18 protein-coding genes are annotated in these 14,689 nt (G+C 33.2%); all 18 read left to right on the plus strand.

All coding sequences use genetic code 11. From position 1 onward, the window contains the following. Positions 1-344 precede the first annotated feature (344 nt). The 18 genes from KA824_RS12350 (at position 345) to spoVG (ending at position 14,617) form a co-directional block, all read left to right on the plus strand. On the plus strand, positions 345-1,688 hold the full coding sequence (locus KA824_RS12350) for an Orn/Lys/Arg family decarboxylase (RefSeq protein WP_107386355.1): 1,344 nt from the start codon (positions 345-347) through the stop codon (positions 1,686-1,688). Between the two features lies 1 nt (position 1,689). Next, positions 1,690-2,307, plus strand: coding sequence for a dTMP kinase (tmk, locus tag KA824_RS12355; protein ID WP_107386356.1), 618 nt, complete (start codon positions 1,690-1,692; stop codon positions 2,305-2,307). Between the two features lie 26 nt (positions 2,308-2,333). Further along, positions 2,334-2,663 carry a cyclic-di-AMP receptor gene (locus tag KA824_RS12360; protein WP_046206571.1) on the plus strand — a complete coding sequence of 110 codons (330 nt, stop codon included), beginning with the start codon at positions 2,334-2,336 and terminating at the stop codon, positions 2,661-2,663. Between the two features lie 125 nt (positions 2,664-2,788). Next, positions 2,789-3,715, plus strand: coding sequence for a DNA polymerase III subunit delta' C-terminal domain-containing protein (locus tag KA824_RS12365; RefSeq protein WP_107386357.1), 927 nt, complete (start codon positions 2,789-2,791; stop codon positions 3,713-3,715). Positions 3,716-3,717: 2 nt separating this feature from the next. Beyond that, complete coding sequence (locus KA824_RS12370; RefSeq protein WP_107386358.1) at positions 3,718-4,521, plus strand: PSP1 domain-containing protein; 804 nt, start codon at positions 3,718-3,720, stop codon at positions 4,519-4,521. 15 nt (positions 4,522-4,536) lie between these two features. After that, a complete protein-coding gene (gene yabA, locus KA824_RS12375) occupies positions 4,537-4,878 on the plus strand; it encodes a DNA replication initiation control protein YabA (RefSeq protein ID WP_107386359.1) in 342 nt (113 codons plus the stop codon). Between the two features lie 110 nt (positions 4,879-4,988). After that, on the plus strand, positions 4,989-5,714 hold the full coding sequence (locus KA824_RS12380) for a tRNA1(Val) (adenine(37)-N6)-methyltransferase (RefSeq protein ID WP_107386360.1): 726 nt from the start codon (positions 4,989-4,991) through the stop codon (positions 5,712-5,714). Continuing rightward, positions 5,707-5,955: a GIY-YIG nuclease family protein gene (locus KA824_RS12385; RefSeq protein WP_107384057.1), complete on the plus strand. Its 249-nt coding sequence runs from the start codon at positions 5,707-5,709 to the stop codon at positions 5,953-5,955. Before KA824_RS12380 ends, KA824_RS12385 begins: the two co-directional genes overlap by 8 nt. Positions 5,956-5,959: 4 nt before the next feature. After that, the gene (rsmI, locus tag KA824_RS12390; protein ID WP_107386361.1) at positions 5,960-6,793 is read left to right on the plus strand and encodes a 16S rRNA (cytidine(1402)-2'-O)-methyltransferase; all 834 of its coding nucleotides are present in this window, start codon (positions 5,960-5,962) and stop codon (positions 6,791-6,793) included. A 303-nt stretch (positions 6,794-7,096) separates the two neighbouring features. After that, positions 7,097-9,070, plus strand: a complete 1,974-nt coding sequence (gene metG / locus KA824_RS12395; RefSeq protein ID WP_210133275.1) for a methionine--tRNA ligase — start codon at positions 7,097-7,099, stop codon at positions 9,068-9,070. 26 nt (positions 9,071-9,096) lie between these two features. Continuing rightward, the gene (locus KA824_RS12400; RefSeq protein ID WP_107386363.1) at positions 9,097-9,870 is read left to right on the plus strand and encodes a TatD family hydrolase; all 774 of its coding nucleotides are present in this window, start codon (positions 9,097-9,099) and stop codon (positions 9,868-9,870) included. Between the two features lie 132 nt (positions 9,871-10,002). After that, positions 10,003-10,554, plus strand: coding sequence for a ribonuclease M5 (gene rnmV, locus KA824_RS12405; protein WP_107386364.1), 552 nt, complete (start codon positions 10,003-10,005; stop codon positions 10,552-10,554). Between the two features lie 6 nt (positions 10,555-10,560). After that, positions 10,561-11,445, plus strand: coding sequence for a 16S rRNA (adenine(1518)-N(6)/adenine(1519)-N(6))-dimethyltransferase RsmA (gene rsmA, locus KA824_RS12410; RefSeq protein WP_181187776.1), 885 nt, complete (start codon positions 10,561-10,563; stop codon positions 11,443-11,445). Between the two features lie 98 nt (positions 11,446-11,543). After that, positions 11,544-11,807: a biofilm formation stimulator Veg gene (veg, locus tag KA824_RS12415; RefSeq protein ID WP_019467722.1), complete on the plus strand. Its 264-nt coding sequence runs from the start codon at positions 11,544-11,546 to the stop codon at positions 11,805-11,807. Between the two features lie 347 nt (positions 11,808-12,154). After that, positions 12,155-13,003: a 4-(cytidine 5'-diphospho)-2-C-methyl-D-erythritol kinase gene (gene ispE / locus KA824_RS12420; protein WP_107386365.1), complete on the plus strand. Its 849-nt coding sequence runs from the start codon at positions 12,155-12,157 to the stop codon at positions 13,001-13,003. Between the two features lie 18 nt (positions 13,004-13,021). Further along, positions 13,022-13,846 carry a pur operon repressor gene (gene purR, locus KA824_RS12425; RefSeq protein WP_107386366.1) on the plus strand — a complete coding sequence of 275 codons (825 nt, stop codon included), beginning with the start codon at positions 13,022-13,024 and terminating at the stop codon, positions 13,844-13,846. A 17-nt stretch (positions 13,847-13,863) separates the two neighbouring features. Then, the gene (locus KA824_RS12430) at positions 13,864-14,238 is read left to right on the plus strand and encodes a RidA family protein (RefSeq protein WP_019467719.1); all 375 of its coding nucleotides are present in this window, start codon (positions 13,864-13,866) and stop codon (positions 14,236-14,238) included. A 70-nt stretch (positions 14,239-14,308) separates the two neighbouring features. Continuing rightward, positions 14,309-14,617 (plus strand): septation regulator SpoVG, encoded by a 309-nt coding sequence (spoVG, locus tag KA824_RS12435; RefSeq protein ID WP_019467718.1) that lies wholly within the window; start codon positions 14,309-14,311, stop codon positions 14,615-14,617. Positions 14,618-14,689: the final 72 nt, after the last annotated feature.

Raw genomic sequence — 14,689 nt, forward strand, 5'->3', positions numbered from 1 at the left:
GCTTGTCTAAAGTCAGGAAAGCTCCTTAGCGCCGAAGGTAGCTGACTTACGTTCCGCAAGAGTAGGACGTTGCCAGGCAATTAAGACCCGAAAGGGTCTTTTTTTGCATCAAAAGAATTTTAACTGCATGGGTTGATGTATAAATACTATTAATTTTAAAAAAGTAATCATGATACTTTGACGGTATGGTCTTCAAGTGCGCTCATTTTTTTATGTTATTATGTTAAAATGTAGAAGATTAAAACGTTATACTGTTGTATAAGCAGATGTGTATTTTACTATATAATAGTAGTATTGTAATGAAACAAAAATATAGAAATAGAAATTGAAAAGTGAGGATAAGTATGAGTGAATCATTGTTACATAAATTGAAAGGATTATTAGCTGAAGAACCTATTTCATTACATGTACCTGGACATAAAAATATGACTATCGGATACTTAAACCAATTGAATTTTAAAATGGATATGACAGAAATTACAGGACTTGATGACTTACATTCCCCTGAGTCTGTAATAGCTGAAAGTATGCAAAGAGTTACCAAACATCCTGATTATGACGCTTATTATTTAGTAAATGGTACCACTTCAGGAATATTGTCTGTAATTCAAGCATTTTCCTCAAAAAAAGGGGATTATGCGATAGTGCGGAATGCACATAAATCTGTATTTCATGCATTAGATTTAATAAAGGCAAAAGCACAATTATTAAAAATGGATATTAGTGATGCTACGAATCAATATCTAGGACCTAACAAAACGTCATTATATGATCAAGTTAAAGATAGTAAGCTAGCGGTATTTACTTATCCTAATTATTATGGTGAATGTTTTGATATTAAATTTGTTATGGAATGTTTAAAGTCATTGAAAATACCAACGCTAATCGATGAAGCACATGGTGCACATCTAGGTTTAGAACATTTCCCTGAGACAACATTAAACTTGGGCGCGGATTATGTTGTGCAATCATATCATAAAACATTGCCATCACTAACGATGAGTTCAGTGATATTTATTCATAAAAATGCACCTTATAGAGAAGAGGTCATAAAATATTTATCTTATTTTCAATCTTCTAGTCCATCTTATCTATTAATGAGTAGTTTAGAACTCGCGCAAAAATTTTATGAAGACTATAATAGTGAACATTTTTTTCAAAAAAGAGAACAACTGATTCAACGATTAAAAAGCAAAGGGTTAGAAGTTGTTGAGGTTGATGATCCACTGAAAATAAATGTAAGATGTAAGGGATATAATGGCTATGAATTGCAATCATACTTTGAAACACAGCATATTTATGTTGAATTGGCTGATGACCTTCAAGTATTAATGGTCTTGCCATTATGGCATGAAGATGATCAATACCCATTTGATGAACTATTATCAAGGATTGAAAAAATCCAATTAGTAGAGAGACCGCGGGATATAAATACTAGCATACCGTATAGAACTGAAAGTAGTGTGTACTATGGTGGCGAAATACAGCATGTGCGAAAAATAGACATTAAACATGCTGGAAATAAAATATTAGCCAATCACATTGTGCCATATCCTCCTGGCGTTCCGTTAATGTTTAAGGGAGAAAAAATAACAGAAGATATGGTAAAATTAATGGATTATTGGTGTGAACATCATCAAAGAGTTGAAGGAATTAAAAATTTAAAAATAGAAATTAAGGATGAATAAGATGTCAGCTTTTATAACTTTTGAAGGACCAGAAGGTTCTGGAAAAACAACTGTGATACAACAAGTTGCAGAAAAACTAAAACATGAATATCATATTGTACTTACGAGAGAGCCAGGAGGCGTAAAGACAGGAGAGCAGATAAGAGAAGTATTACTCGAGGGAGAAGACATGGATGATCGGACTGAAGCATTATTATTTGCTGCATCAAGACGCGAACATCTTGTAGGCAAAGTTATCCCAGCATTAGATAATGGTAATATTGTTTTATGTGATCGCTATATTGATAGTTCATTAGCATATCAAGGGTATGCAAGGGGTATAGGTATAGAAGAAGTTAAATCTATTAATGAATTTGCGATTAATGGATTATATCCAGATTTAACTATCTATCTAGATGTAAGTGTCGAAGTTGGTAGAGAGAGAATACTAAAAAATCAAAGAAATCAAAATCGTTTAGATCAAGAAGATGTAAAATTTCATGAAAAAGTAGTTGAAGGTTATAAAAAGATTATTCATAATGAGTCTGAACGCTTTATTGTAATTAATGCGGATCAAAGTATAGATAAAGTAGTGAATACAACGTATGAATCTATCACCAATTATTTAGAAAAATTATGATATAATATTCAAAAGAGGTGTTTAGTATGAAAATGATTATAGCAATCGTACAAGACCAGGATAGTCAGGAACTTTCGGACAAACTTGTTAAACATAATTTTAGAGCGACAAAACTTGCAACAACAGGCGGATTTTTAAGAGCAGGCAACACAACGTTCTTATCAGGTGTAGAAGATAATCGTGTCGATGAAATGCTACAGGTTATTAATGATACTTGTGGTAATAGAGAACAACTTGTATCGCCGATTACCCCGATGGGTGGAAGCGCTGATTCATATATACCTTATCCAGTTGAAGTGGAAGTTGGCGGCGCAACGGTATTTGTTATGCCAGTAGAAGCGTTCCATCAATTCTAAAAATATGGTTGCTGTATATGGTAACTTTTCGAATTACATGTTGCTAAGTGATTAGCTAATGTTAAATGTAATTTGTTAAGGCACTGTGTATTAGCAGCCTTTTTATATAAAGGAGCAACATTATCATGGATGAATTAGAAAGACTGACAAAAGCATATCAATCTAATAAACTATCGCATGCATATTTATTTGAAGGTGACGATGGACAGACAATGCAACAAGTTGCTATCGATTTTTCTAAAATGATTTTATGTGGTGAAGAAAATCAATGTCAGTTAAAAGTAGAAACATTTAATCATCCAGATTTTATGTATGTGTCTTCTGAAGAAACGACAATAAAAAAGGATCAAATAGAGCAATTAGTACATCATATGAATCAATTGCCTATTGAAGGAAATTATAAAGTATATATTATAGAATCCTTTGAAAAATTAACGATTCAAGGTGAAAATAGTATATTAAAATTTCTAGAAGAGCCTCCAGATAATACAATTGCCATTTTATTAACTACGAAACCAGAGCAAATTTTAGACACAATTCACTCGAGATGTCAGCATGTTTATTTTAAACCAATTAATAAATTAAATTTTATAGATAGATTAGTGGAGCGAGAAATCACACGACCTGTTGCGGAATTGTTAAGCGCCTATACAACACAGATAGAGACTGCAGTTGCGTTAAACGAAGACTCAGACTTAATGGCACTGCGAAAGAGTATCATTAAATGGTGTCAGTTAATATTGAAAAATCGTTCTATGGCATTAATAGCAATTGTTGATTTATTGAAACAAGCTAAAAACAGACGCTTACAGTTATTATCATTGGCAGCAGTTAACAGTTTCTTTGAAGATATTATGCATGCTAAAGTAGGATTAGAAGATGAAATGATATTTCAAGATTTACAGGTGGAAATTAAACAATACGCACAAAATTTAACATATAATCAGATTGTTTTAATGTTTGATCAGTTAACTGAAGCACATAAAAAATTAAATCAAAATGTAAATCCAACATTAGTATTTGAACAAATCGTTATAAAAGGGGTGAAATAATTATGCAAAACGTAGTAGGTATACACTTTCAACACGCAGGTAAAATGGAATATTACTCACCACAAAATTTTGACTTAAGTTTGGGTGAGTGGGTTGTTGTTGAATCAAAACGAGGATTAGAAGTTGGAAGAGTGAAGTATGAACCTTTAAATGTAGCTGATGAAGATGTCGCATTACCTTTAAAACAGATTGTTCGTAAAGCTACAGAAAAAGATATAGTACAATACGAACAAAATGAACATGATGCAAAAGATGCTTTGAATTTGTGCAAAGATATCATTCAACAACAGCATTTGGATATGCGTTTAGTAAATTGTGAATTTACTTTGGATAAATCGAAAGTTATTTTTAATTTTACATCAGATGAGCGTGTAGATTTTAGAAAATTAGTGAAGGTATTAGCTCAAAAATTGAGAACAAGAATAGAATTAAGACAAATCGGTGTTAGAGATGAAGCAAAATTATTGGGGGGCATTGGACCTTGTGGTCGTTCGTTATGTTGTTCGACTTTTTTAGGTGACTTTGAACCAGTTTCGATAAAAATGGCTAAAGATCAGAATTTATCATTAAATCCTTCAAAGATTTCTGGTGCTTGTGGTCGGCTTATGTGCTGTTTAAAATATGAAAATGACTATTATGAAGAAGCAAGAGCTCAGTTACCAGATGTTGGGGATGTCATTGAAACGCCGGAAGGTAATGGTAGAGTTGTGGGCTTAAATATTTTAGATATATCTATGCAGGTTAAAATAGAGGGTCTTGAACAACCATTAGAATATAAAATGGAAGAATTAGAAACATTAAATTAGGAGGCCGTGACAACATTGAATCGAAGCGACATATTTGAAAATCTAGCTCATTTAGAGGAAAACATTAATCAAATTAATCGTGACATGTTAAATTTAAAAAATCTTACAGTAGCATTAATTGAAGAAAATGTCGCATTACAAATAGAGAATGAGAATTTAAAAACATTAATAGGTAAAGAAGAAAAAACTAAAAAAATAGAAAATGATAAAAAAGATCAACCTAAACGCCCATTACGTAGCAAAGATAATTTAGCGATGCTATACAAAGAAGGCTTTCATATATGCAATGGAGAGCTATTTGGCAAACATAGAAAAGGCGACGACTGTCTGTTTTGTCTCGAAGTATTAAGTGAGTAGTATAAATATCATTTATAAAAATAGAAAAATATGGAGTTGAGGATGAGAAAAGCGATAGGCTTCATTAGCGAAGCATCGTAAACTCATCCTCTTTTTTGGAGGTTACAAAAATGTTAATGGAAAATGAGAGGTATGATTTTTTATTAAAAGAGAAATTAGAAATTATACAAAATGATGATGTTTTTTCTTTTTCAACGGATGCTTTGTTACTCGCGCATTTTACAAAAGTAAAGAAAAAAGATGTCATTATGGATCTGTGTTCCGGTAATGGTGTTATTCCTTTGTTACTATCTCATAAAGGAAATCAATTTATTGAAGGTATCGAAATACAAGCACAATTAGTGAACATGGCTAAAAGAAGTATTGCTCACAATCATCTGAACAAAAGAATTCATATGTATCATATGGATTTGAAGCAAGCACATCATACGTTTAAACCATCACAGTATAGTCTTGTTACATGTAATCCTCCGTATTTTAAAGTGAATCAACAATTTCAGCATCAAAAAGATGCACATAAAATTGCGAGACATGAGATAATGTGTACATTGGATGATTGTTGTTTTGAGGCGCGGCATTTATTGAAAGAAGGCGGTAGGTTTTTAATTGTCCATCGTGCTGACCGTCTTATGGATGTCTTAAGTAGTATGAGACATTATCGAATAGAACCTAAGAAGCTTTATTTTATTTATAGTAAACCTGGTAAAGTAGCTCAAACAATTGTAGTTGAGGGTAGAAAAGGTGGTAACCAAGGTTTAGACATACAGCAACCATTCTATATATATAATGAAGATGGAACATATTCAGAAGAAATGAGAGAAATCTATTATGGATAAGCATTTTATTTATATCGTTAGATGTAAAGATGGAAGTTTATATACTGGTTATGCAAAAGATATAGAACAAAGAATAGCAAAACATAATAGCGGTCAAGGTGCTAAATATACTAAAATAAGACGGCCAGTAGAGTTAGTTTATCAAGAAATGTTTGATACTAAATCAGAAGCTATGAAGCGTGAATATGAAATCAAAACATTTTCTAGACAGAAAAAATTACAGCTGATAAGTGAGGGATAGAAGTATGGCGACATTGTATTTAGTAGGTACACCAATTGGAAATTTAGCTGATATTACATATAGAGCAGTTGATATTTTACGAACAGTAGACTTGATTGCATGTGAAGATACACGTGTGACAAAAAAGCTTTGTGCACATTATGATATACACGCACCGTTGAAATCATATCATGACCATAATAAAGCACAGCAGACGGAATACCTCATTCAGCAATTACAGGAAGGGGTTAATATTGCGTTAGTGTCAGATGCTGGGCTACCTTTGATAAGTGATCCTGGATACGAACTTGTAGTAGCTGCTAGAAATAATGGAATCAGAGTTGAGACCGTACCTGGGCCAAATGCCGGGTTAACCGCATTGATGGCAAGTGGGTTACCCTCATTTACATACACGTTTCTTGGGTTTTTACCAAGGAAAGAAAAGGCGAAATATGATTTATTAGAACAACGCATGTTTCAAGATAGTACCTTGATTATTTATGAATCACCGCACCGTGTTAAAGATACATTAAAGACCATTTATAAAATAGATGCGCAAAGAAATGTATCATTAGGTAGGGAATTGACCAAAAAATTCGAAGAAATTATCACGGATAAAGTGGAAAACTTACTAATGAAACTAGATGAAGGAGAAATACTTACAAAAGGCGAATTTGTCATCATCATTGAAGGGGACATTGCAGCAGAAGATACGTCTTGGTTTGAAAATATGTCTATACATGAACACGTTGGACATTATATTAATAAGAATATGAAACCTAAAGCAGCGATTAAACAAGTTGCTGAAGACAGGCAAATGAAGACAAGTGAAGTATATGATGTATATCATAATGTATAAAACGCAAGCTTACAAAATGCAATGCTAAAAAGAAAATTAAATAATAACTTTTTTGAAATTTTATCAATAAAACCAAGCGAAAAATTCCCATAACAAGCTTGATTTATGGTAATGTAGATAAGATAGAGATTATTTATCATGTTGTAAAATGAGTGAAAATTGCTAACGGACAAATACTTAATTTTATGCTAAATCAAACGTATTAAAATGATTAATAAATATAAATTGAACACTTATCTGCTTCATTGAAAATAAAAATAAATTTAGATATATTTGAAGTGAAAGAAACGAGGAGGAACATTGATGGCGAAAGAAACATTTTATATCACTACACCTATATATTATCCGAGTGGGAATTTACATATCGGTCATGCATATACAACTACAGCTGGTGATGTCATCGCACGTTATAAAAGAATGCAAGGCTATGATGTTCGATATTTAACAGGAACGGATGAACATGGTCAAAAAATACAGGAAAAAGCGCAAAAAGCAGGGAAATCAGAATTAGATTATTTGGGTGAAATGATTTCAGGCATCAAAGCGTTATGGAAAAAGTTAGAGATATCCAATGATGACTTTATTCGTACAACTGAAGCGCGTCATAAAGAAGTTGTACAACAAATATTTGAACGCTTATTGGCACAAGGTGACATATATCTTGGTGAATACGAAGGCTGGTATTCTGTACCGGATGAAACGTATTATACGGAAACACAACTTGTTGATCCTGTATATGAGAATGGTGCAATTGTCGGAGGTAAAAGCCCTGATTCTGGACACGAAGTAGAATTGGTAAAAGAAGAAAGCTATTTCTTTAATTTATCAAAATATACTGACCGCTTATTAGAATTTTATGATGAAAATCCAGATTTTATTCAACCACCGTCTCGTAAAAATGAGATGATTAATAATTTCATCAAACCAGGATTAGAAGATTTAGCAGTATCTCGTACATCATTTGACTGGGGTATTCATGTTAAATCGAATCCAAAGCATGTTGTTTATGTGTGGATTGATGCGCTAGTAAACTACATATCATCACTTGGTTATTTATCAGATGATGATAGCTTGTTTAAAAAATATTGGCCTGCAGATATCCATATTATGGCGAAGGAAATTGTTAGATTCCATTCCATTATCTGGCCGATTTTATTGATGGCCTTAGATATTCCATTACCTAAAAAAGTATTTGCTCATGGTTGGATTTTAATGAAAGATGGCAAAATGAGTAAATCAAAAGGAAACGTAGTAGATCCTAACGTATTGATTGATCGTTATGGCTTAGATGCAACACGTTATTATTTAATGCGTGAATTACCATTTGGTTCTGACGGCGTATTTACTCCAGAAGGCTTCGTAGAACGTACAAATTATGATTTAGCTAATGATTTAGGTAACCTAGTTAACCGTACAATTTCAATGGTTAATAAATATTTTAATGGCGAACTACCAGCTTATGAAGGTCCTAAACACGAATTAGACGAAGAAATGGAACAATTGGCACTTGATACAGTGAAAATGTTCCATGAAAATATGGATAATTTACAATTCTCAGTGGCACTTTCAACAATATGGAAATTTATAAGTAGAACGAATAAATATATCGATGAAACAACACCTTGGATTTTAGCAAAAGATGAGAATCAGAAAGACATGCTTGGCAATGTTATGGCTCATTTAGTAGAGAATATTCGTATCATTGCAGTGCTATTAAGACCATTCTTAACAAATGCGCCAAGACAAATTTTTGAACAGTTAAATATCAATTCACCTGAATTATATGAATTTAACAGTATAGAACAGTATGGTGCGTTAACAGAGCCTATTATGGTAAGTAGTAAACCGCAACCTATTTTCCCACGCTTAGAAAGTGATGCTGAAATAGAATATATCAAGCAATCTATGCAACCAGATAAGGTCGAAGAAGCGCAAGAAGAAGTACCTAGTAAAGCACAAATTGATATCAAAGATTTTGATAAGGTAGAAATCAAAGCGGCCACGATTATTGATGCTGAGAATGTAAAAAAATCTGATAAATTATTAAAAATCCAAGTTGATTTAGATAATGAACAACGTCAAATCGTTTCAGGCATTGCTAAGTTCTATCAACCTGAAGATATTATCGGGAAAAAAGTTGCGGTAGTTACCAACTTGAAGCCGGCTAAATTAATGGGTCGAAAATCAGAAGGTATGATTTTATCTGCTGAAAAAGATGGTGTACTTACACTGGTAAGCCTTCCGAATGCAATTCCAAATGGTGCAGTAATTAAGTAATCATTAGATAAAGGGAGCGATTTAATATGCTAATCGATACACATGTTCATTTAAATGCAGAACAATATGATGAAGATTTAGAAGCGGTTATTGAGCGCGCAAGAGATAATGGCGTAGATCGTATGTTTGTAGTAGGCTTTGATACACCGACTGTTGAACGTACAATGGAGCTAATTGATCAATACGACTTTATATACGGTATTATTGGATGGCACCCTGTAGATGCTATTGATTGCACAGAAGAAAGATTGGCATGGATAGAAAAGTTGGCAGCACACCCTAAAGTTATTGGAATTGGTGAGACTGGTTTAGATTATCACTGGGATAAATCTCCAAAAGATGTCCAACAAGCGCTGTTCAGAAAGCAAATTGCGTTAGCTAAGCGCGTTAATCTACCAATCATTATTCATAATAGAGAGGCAACACAAGACTGTGTAGATATTTTAAAAGAAGAGCATGCAGAAGAAATTGGCGGTATTATGCATAGCTTTAGTGCGTCACCTGAGATTGCAGATGATGTCATTAATAAATTGAATTTCTATGTATCTTTAGGAGGCCCTGTCACATTTAAAAATGCGAAGCAGCCTAAAGAAGTTGCTAAACATGTACCATTTGATAGATTATTAGTTGAAACAGACGCACCGTTCCTATCTCCACATCCATACAGAGGGAAGCGAAATGAACCAGCACGTGTAACTTTGGTAGCTGAACAAATTGCTGAGTTACGCGAAATTAGCTATGAGGAAGTTTGCCGTCAAACAACTGAAAATGCTGAACGGTTATTTAAATTAAAAGCATAAAGATATTATTTTAAAGGTATCGGTCTGAAATATGGCTTAGTTGGTATATGAATACTAAGAGTAACCATAATTTGAGCCGGTACCTTTTTATTTTTTCTGAAATGAAGTAAAAAATGAAAGGTGTCACAATAAATGAAGATAAATGAATTTATTGTAGTAGAGGGAAGAGATGATACAGAGCGGGTAAAAAACGCTGTTGATTGCGACACAATTGAAACAAATGGAAGTGCAATTGATGAAAAAACGTTGAATGTGATTGCACAAGCATATGAAACACGAGGTGTCATTGTTTTAACAGATCCTGATTTCCCAGGTGATAAAATTCGTAATACAATAAAAAAGCATATTCCAGGGGTTAAACATGCTTATATTGATCGAGATAAAGCCAAGAGTAAACGTGGTAAAATAGGTGTCGAACATGCAAAAATCGAAGATATCAAAGAAGCTTTGATTCATGTGAGCACGCCATTCGGAGAGGGATATGAAAGCATCAATAAGGATGTTTTGATTGATCTTGGATTAATTATAGGTAAAGACGCACGCAGAAAAAGGGAAATTTTAGGAAGAAAACTTCATATCGGCCATTCTAACGGGAAACAACTACTTAACAAGTTAAATGCTTTTGGTTATACAGAAGAAGACGTTAGAAATGCCTTGAAAGATAATAAAGGAAGTGAAGAATAATTGGATATGAAAGATATTGCCACACCATCGCGAACAAAAGCACTTCTAAATCATTATGGTTTTAGCTTCAAAAAAAGTTTAGGCCAAAACTTTTTAATTGATGTCAACATTATCCATAATATTATAGATGCGAGTAATATAGATGAACGTACGGGTGTTATTGAAGTAGGTCCAGGTATGGGGTCACTGACAGAACAATTGGCTAAAAGTGCAAAAAAAGTAATCGCTTTTGAAATTGATCAACGCTTAATACCAGTACTGAATGAAACAATGGCACCATATAAAAATGTTACGGTGATCAATGAAGATATATTGAAAGCGGATATTGCACATTATGTGACACATGAACTAGCAGATTGTGAGCAAATTTTAGTTGTTGCTAATTTACCATATTATATAACTACACCTATTTTATTAAACTTAATGCAACAAAAATTACCAATTGATGGTTATGTAGTAATGATGCAAAAAGAAGTTGGTGAACGATTAAACGCTGAGGTAGGAACAAAAGCTTATGGATCCTTATCTATAGTTGCGCAGTTTTATACCGAAACCAGCAAAGTGTTGACTGTACCGAAGACAGTATTCTTACCACCTCCAAACGTAGATTCAATCGTAGTGAAGTTAATGAAACGTGAACAACCACTTGTCGATGTAGACGACGAAGATAAATTTTTCAAATTGTCTAAAGCTGCATTCGGACAAAGAAGAAAAACCATCAACAATAATTATCAAAGTTTGTTTGTTGATGGAAAAGCAAATAAAGAGATAATTGTAAATTGGTTAGAAGCTAGTGGCATTAACCCTAAAAGACGTGGGGAAACGCTTTCTATAAAAGAATTTGCAAATTTATATAATGAATTGAAAAATTTCCCAGAATTGGAATTTTAAATGATTGACAACTGCGTATGACCTTGCTAAAATTGACGTTTATTTGACAAAATCGCGCTAAATGTGTTATTATACAATATGTAGCGAGGTGGAGCAATATGCCAAAATCTATTGGAGACATCAAAAATTCACTTGATTGTCAATTAGGAAACCGTATTGTACTGAAAGCGAATGGTGGTCGTAAAAAAACAATTGAGCGTAGCGGTGTTTTAAAAGAAACTTACCCATCCGTTTTTATTGTTGAACTAGACCAAGATATTCATAATTTTGAGCGTGTATCATATACATACACTGACGTTTTAACAGAAAACGTACAAGTTTCTTTTGAAGATGATAATCATCAAGAAGCAATTGCACACTAAATAGCAGTAATATAAATTGAAAATTTGGTTCAAGCAACCATATTTTTATTTCAGACATTAATATGAGATTGATTAGAAAAAGGTATGTTGGTGAATAGTCATCAATATACCTTTTTCTTTTGAAATATTATAGAATTCATCAGAATTAAAGAGATATAGTTTTATTACGTCAAAATATTATTGTAAAATAAGGAACTAACTGGTTGAATGATACGTTAAGGTGCTTAAAGTGATAAGCAAGGTAAATTGGGCAATAAACTTATAAAATTTTGAAAAAAGAATAACGCAAGTATAACAATATGTTAAAATCATTTTATTACCATATCGAATTGAAAGAGGGTGGGAATATGATTTATGAGACTGCGCCAGCAAAAATAAATTTAACGTTGGACACACTCTTCAAACGAGATGATGGTTTTCATGAAGTTGAAATGATTATGACAACGATTGATCTTAATGATCGTTTATCTTTTGAACTGCGCAAAGATAAAAAAATAGTTGTGGACGTAGAGCAAAGTTATGTTCCCTCCGATAATAAAAATTTAGCTTACAAAGCTGCAGAGTTAATGAAAGAAACTTATAATTTAAAGCAAGGTGTTACGATTACAATAGATAAAGATATACCAGTTTCAGCTGGCCTTGCAGGTGGATCGACAGACGCTGCTGCAACATTAAGAGGAATGAATCGACTATATAAGCTAAATAGACCTTTAGAAGAATTGTGTGAGTTAGGCATACAAATAGGAACTGATATTCCTTTTTGTATATATGGGAGAACCGCTTTTTGTAGAGGAAAAGGGGAATTGATTAGATTTATGAACAAGCCGCCTTCTGCATGGGTGATTGTTGCTAAGCCAGATTTAGGCATTTCCTCTCCTGATATTTTTAAAAAGTTAGATTTAACTCAAGAACATGAGGTTTATACTGAAACTTGTAAAGAAGCATTGGATACGGGGAATTATGAATTATTATGTAATAGTCTTTCAAACAGATTGGAACCCATCTCTGGAGAAATGTATTCAGATATTTATAAAATCAAAGAAAATATGCTTAAAAATGGAGCAGATGGTGCTCTAATGAGTGGGAGTGGTCCAACCGTTTATGGATTAACACAAAAAGAACGTCAAGCCAGGCATGTGTATAATGCGGTCAATGGCTGTTGTAACGAAGTATATATTGCAAGATTATTAGGTTAGTGAGAAGGGATGAATAAAATGCGCTATAAAAGAAGTGAACGTATTGTTTATATGACACAATACTTGATGAACAACCCCAATAAATTAATACCTTTAACATTTTTTGTACAAAAATTTAAACAAGCAAAATCATCCATCAGTGAAGATGTACAAATTATTAAATCTACTTTTCAAAAAGAAAAACTGGGCACGGTGATAACGACTGCCGGAGCAAGTGGTGGAGTTACTTATAAACCACAGATGAGTAAAGCAGAAGCAAGTGAAGTTGTAGATGAAGTCATCGAACTTCTGCAAGAAAAGGACAGACTTTTGCCAGGTGGTTATTTATTCTTATCGGATTTAATGGGTAATCCCACTTTATTGAATAAGGTTGGAAAATTAATTGCAACGCTTTATATGGATCAAGAGTTGGATGCGATTGTAACTATCGCTACAAAAGGGATCTCACTAGCAAATGCAGTAGCGAATGTTTTAAATTTACCTGTAGTAGTGATAAGGAAAGATAATAAAGTAACCGAAGGCTCTACGGTCTCTATAAATTATGTGTCGGGTTCCACTAGAAAGATAGAAACGATGGTATTATCTAAGCGTACATTACCAGAAAACTCTAACGTTCTCGTTGTGGATGATTTTATGCGTGCAGGTGGTTCTATTAACGGTGTGATGAATTTAATGAATGAGTTTAAGGCACATGTTAAAGGGGTATCCGTATTAGTAGAATCAAAAGAAGTTAAGCAAAGATTAATTGAAGATTATACTTCCTTAGTTAGATTGTCTGATGTAGATGAATACAATCAGGAATTTAAAGTGGAAAAAGGCAACAGTTTAACTAAATTTACTTAAAGGAGCGGATCAACATCATGAAAGTAGTCAACACTTCAAAAGCACCAGAAGCATTGGGTCCATACTCACATGCAACGGTCATTAACGGGCTTGTGTTTACATCAGGACAAATCCCATTAAATTTAGATGGCGAAATTGTCAGTGATGATGTAAAAGCACAAACAAAGCAAGTCTTAGAAAATGTAAAAGTTGTATTAAATGAAGCTGGATCAAACATAGATTCAGTAATTAAAGCAACAATATTCATTGCTGATATGAATGAATTTCAAAATATAAATGAAGTTTATGGTGAATATTTTGCGGAACATCAACCGGCAAGAAGTTGTGTTGAAGTCGCAAGATTGCCTAAAGATGTAAAAGTTGAAATTGAAGTCATCGCAGAAGTGAAGTAATTTAAAGGATTTATAATTTTTGATGAAATTGTTAAGCTTCTAACAAAGAGATACTAGGGGGGCTCACTACATGAAAGTGACAGATGTAAGACTTAGAAAAATACAAACAGATGGAAGAATGAAAGCTTTAGTTTCAATAACTCTAGATGAATCATTTGTGGTGCATGATTTAAGAGTGATTGAAGGCAACTCAGGTCTATTCGTCGCAATGCCAAGTAAAAGAACACCAGATGGTGAATTTCGTGATATCGCGCATCCAATTAATTCAGAAATGAGACAAGAAATTCAAGATGCGGTTATGAAAGTTTATGACGAAACGGATGAAGTTATCCCTGATAAAAATGCTCAATCATCAGAAGAAACAAATGACGAAGCTTAATATATAAGACGAATCAAATTAAAAAAAGGGTTTGGGATATAAATCTCAATCTCAAAATAAAAAAGACTAATC

This window comes from Staphylococcus sp. GDY8P198P (genome assembly GCF_017891615.1).
Classification (GTDB): Bacteria; Bacillota; Bacilli; order Staphylococcales; family Staphylococcaceae; genus Staphylococcus; species Staphylococcus cohnii.

Bases quoted from the DNA above. Each gene is read 5' to 3' on its own strand.
- KA824_RS12360 (WP_046206571.1), top strand. From the start codon at position 2,334: ATGAAAATGATTATAGCAATCGTACAAGACCAGGATAGTCAGGAACTT.
- rsmA (WP_181187776.1), top strand. From the start codon at position 10,561: ATGAAAGATATTGCCACACCATCGCGAACAAAAGCACTTCTAAATCAT.
- KA824_RS12385 (WP_107384057.1), top strand. From the start codon at position 5,707: ATGGATAAGCATTTTATTTATATCGTTAGATGTAAAGATGGAAGTTTA.
- tmk (WP_107386356.1), top strand. From the start codon at position 1,690: ATGTCAGCTTTTATAACTTTTGAAGGACCAGAAGGTTCTGGAAAAACA.
- KA824_RS12365 (WP_107386357.1), top strand. From the start codon at position 2,789: ATGGATGAATTAGAAAGACTGACAAAAGCATATCAATCTAATAAACTA.
- KA824_RS12380 (WP_107386360.1), top strand. From the start codon at position 4,989: ATGTTAATGGAAAATGAGAGGTATGATTTTTTATTAAAAGAGAAATTA.
- ispE (WP_107386365.1), top strand. From the start codon at position 12,155: ATGATTTATGAGACTGCGCCAGCAAAAATAAATTTAACGTTGGACACA.
- KA824_RS12400 (WP_107386363.1), top strand. From the start codon at position 9,097: ATGCTAATCGATACACATGTTCATTTAAATGCAGAACAATATGATGAA.
- metG (WP_210133275.1), top strand. From the start codon at position 7,097: ATGGCGAAAGAAACATTTTATATCACTACACCTATATATTATCCGAGT.
- KA824_RS12430 (WP_019467719.1), top strand. From the start codon at position 13,864: ATGAAAGTAGTCAACACTTCAAAAGCACCAGAAGCATTGGGTCCATAC.
- KA824_RS12350 (WP_107386355.1), top strand. From the start codon at position 345: ATGAGTGAATCATTGTTACATAAATTGAAAGGATTATTAGCTGAAGAA.
- rsmI (WP_107386361.1), top strand. From the start codon at position 5,960: ATGGCGACATTGTATTTAGTAGGTACACCAATTGGAAATTTAGCTGAT.
- spoVG (WP_019467718.1), top strand. From the start codon at position 14,309: ATGAAAGTGACAGATGTAAGACTTAGAAAAATACAAACAGATGGAAGA.
- purR (WP_107386366.1), top strand. From the start codon at position 13,022: ATGCGCTATAAAAGAAGTGAACGTATTGTTTATATGACACAATACTTG.
- KA824_RS12370 (WP_107386358.1), top strand. From the start codon at position 3,718: ATGCAAAACGTAGTAGGTATACACTTTCAACACGCAGGTAAAATGGAA.
- veg (WP_019467722.1), top strand. From the start codon at position 11,544: ATGCCAAAATCTATTGGAGACATCAAAAATTCACTTGATTGTCAATTA.
- rnmV (WP_107386364.1), top strand. From the start codon at position 10,003: ATGAAGATAAATGAATTTATTGTAGTAGAGGGAAGAGATGATACAGAG.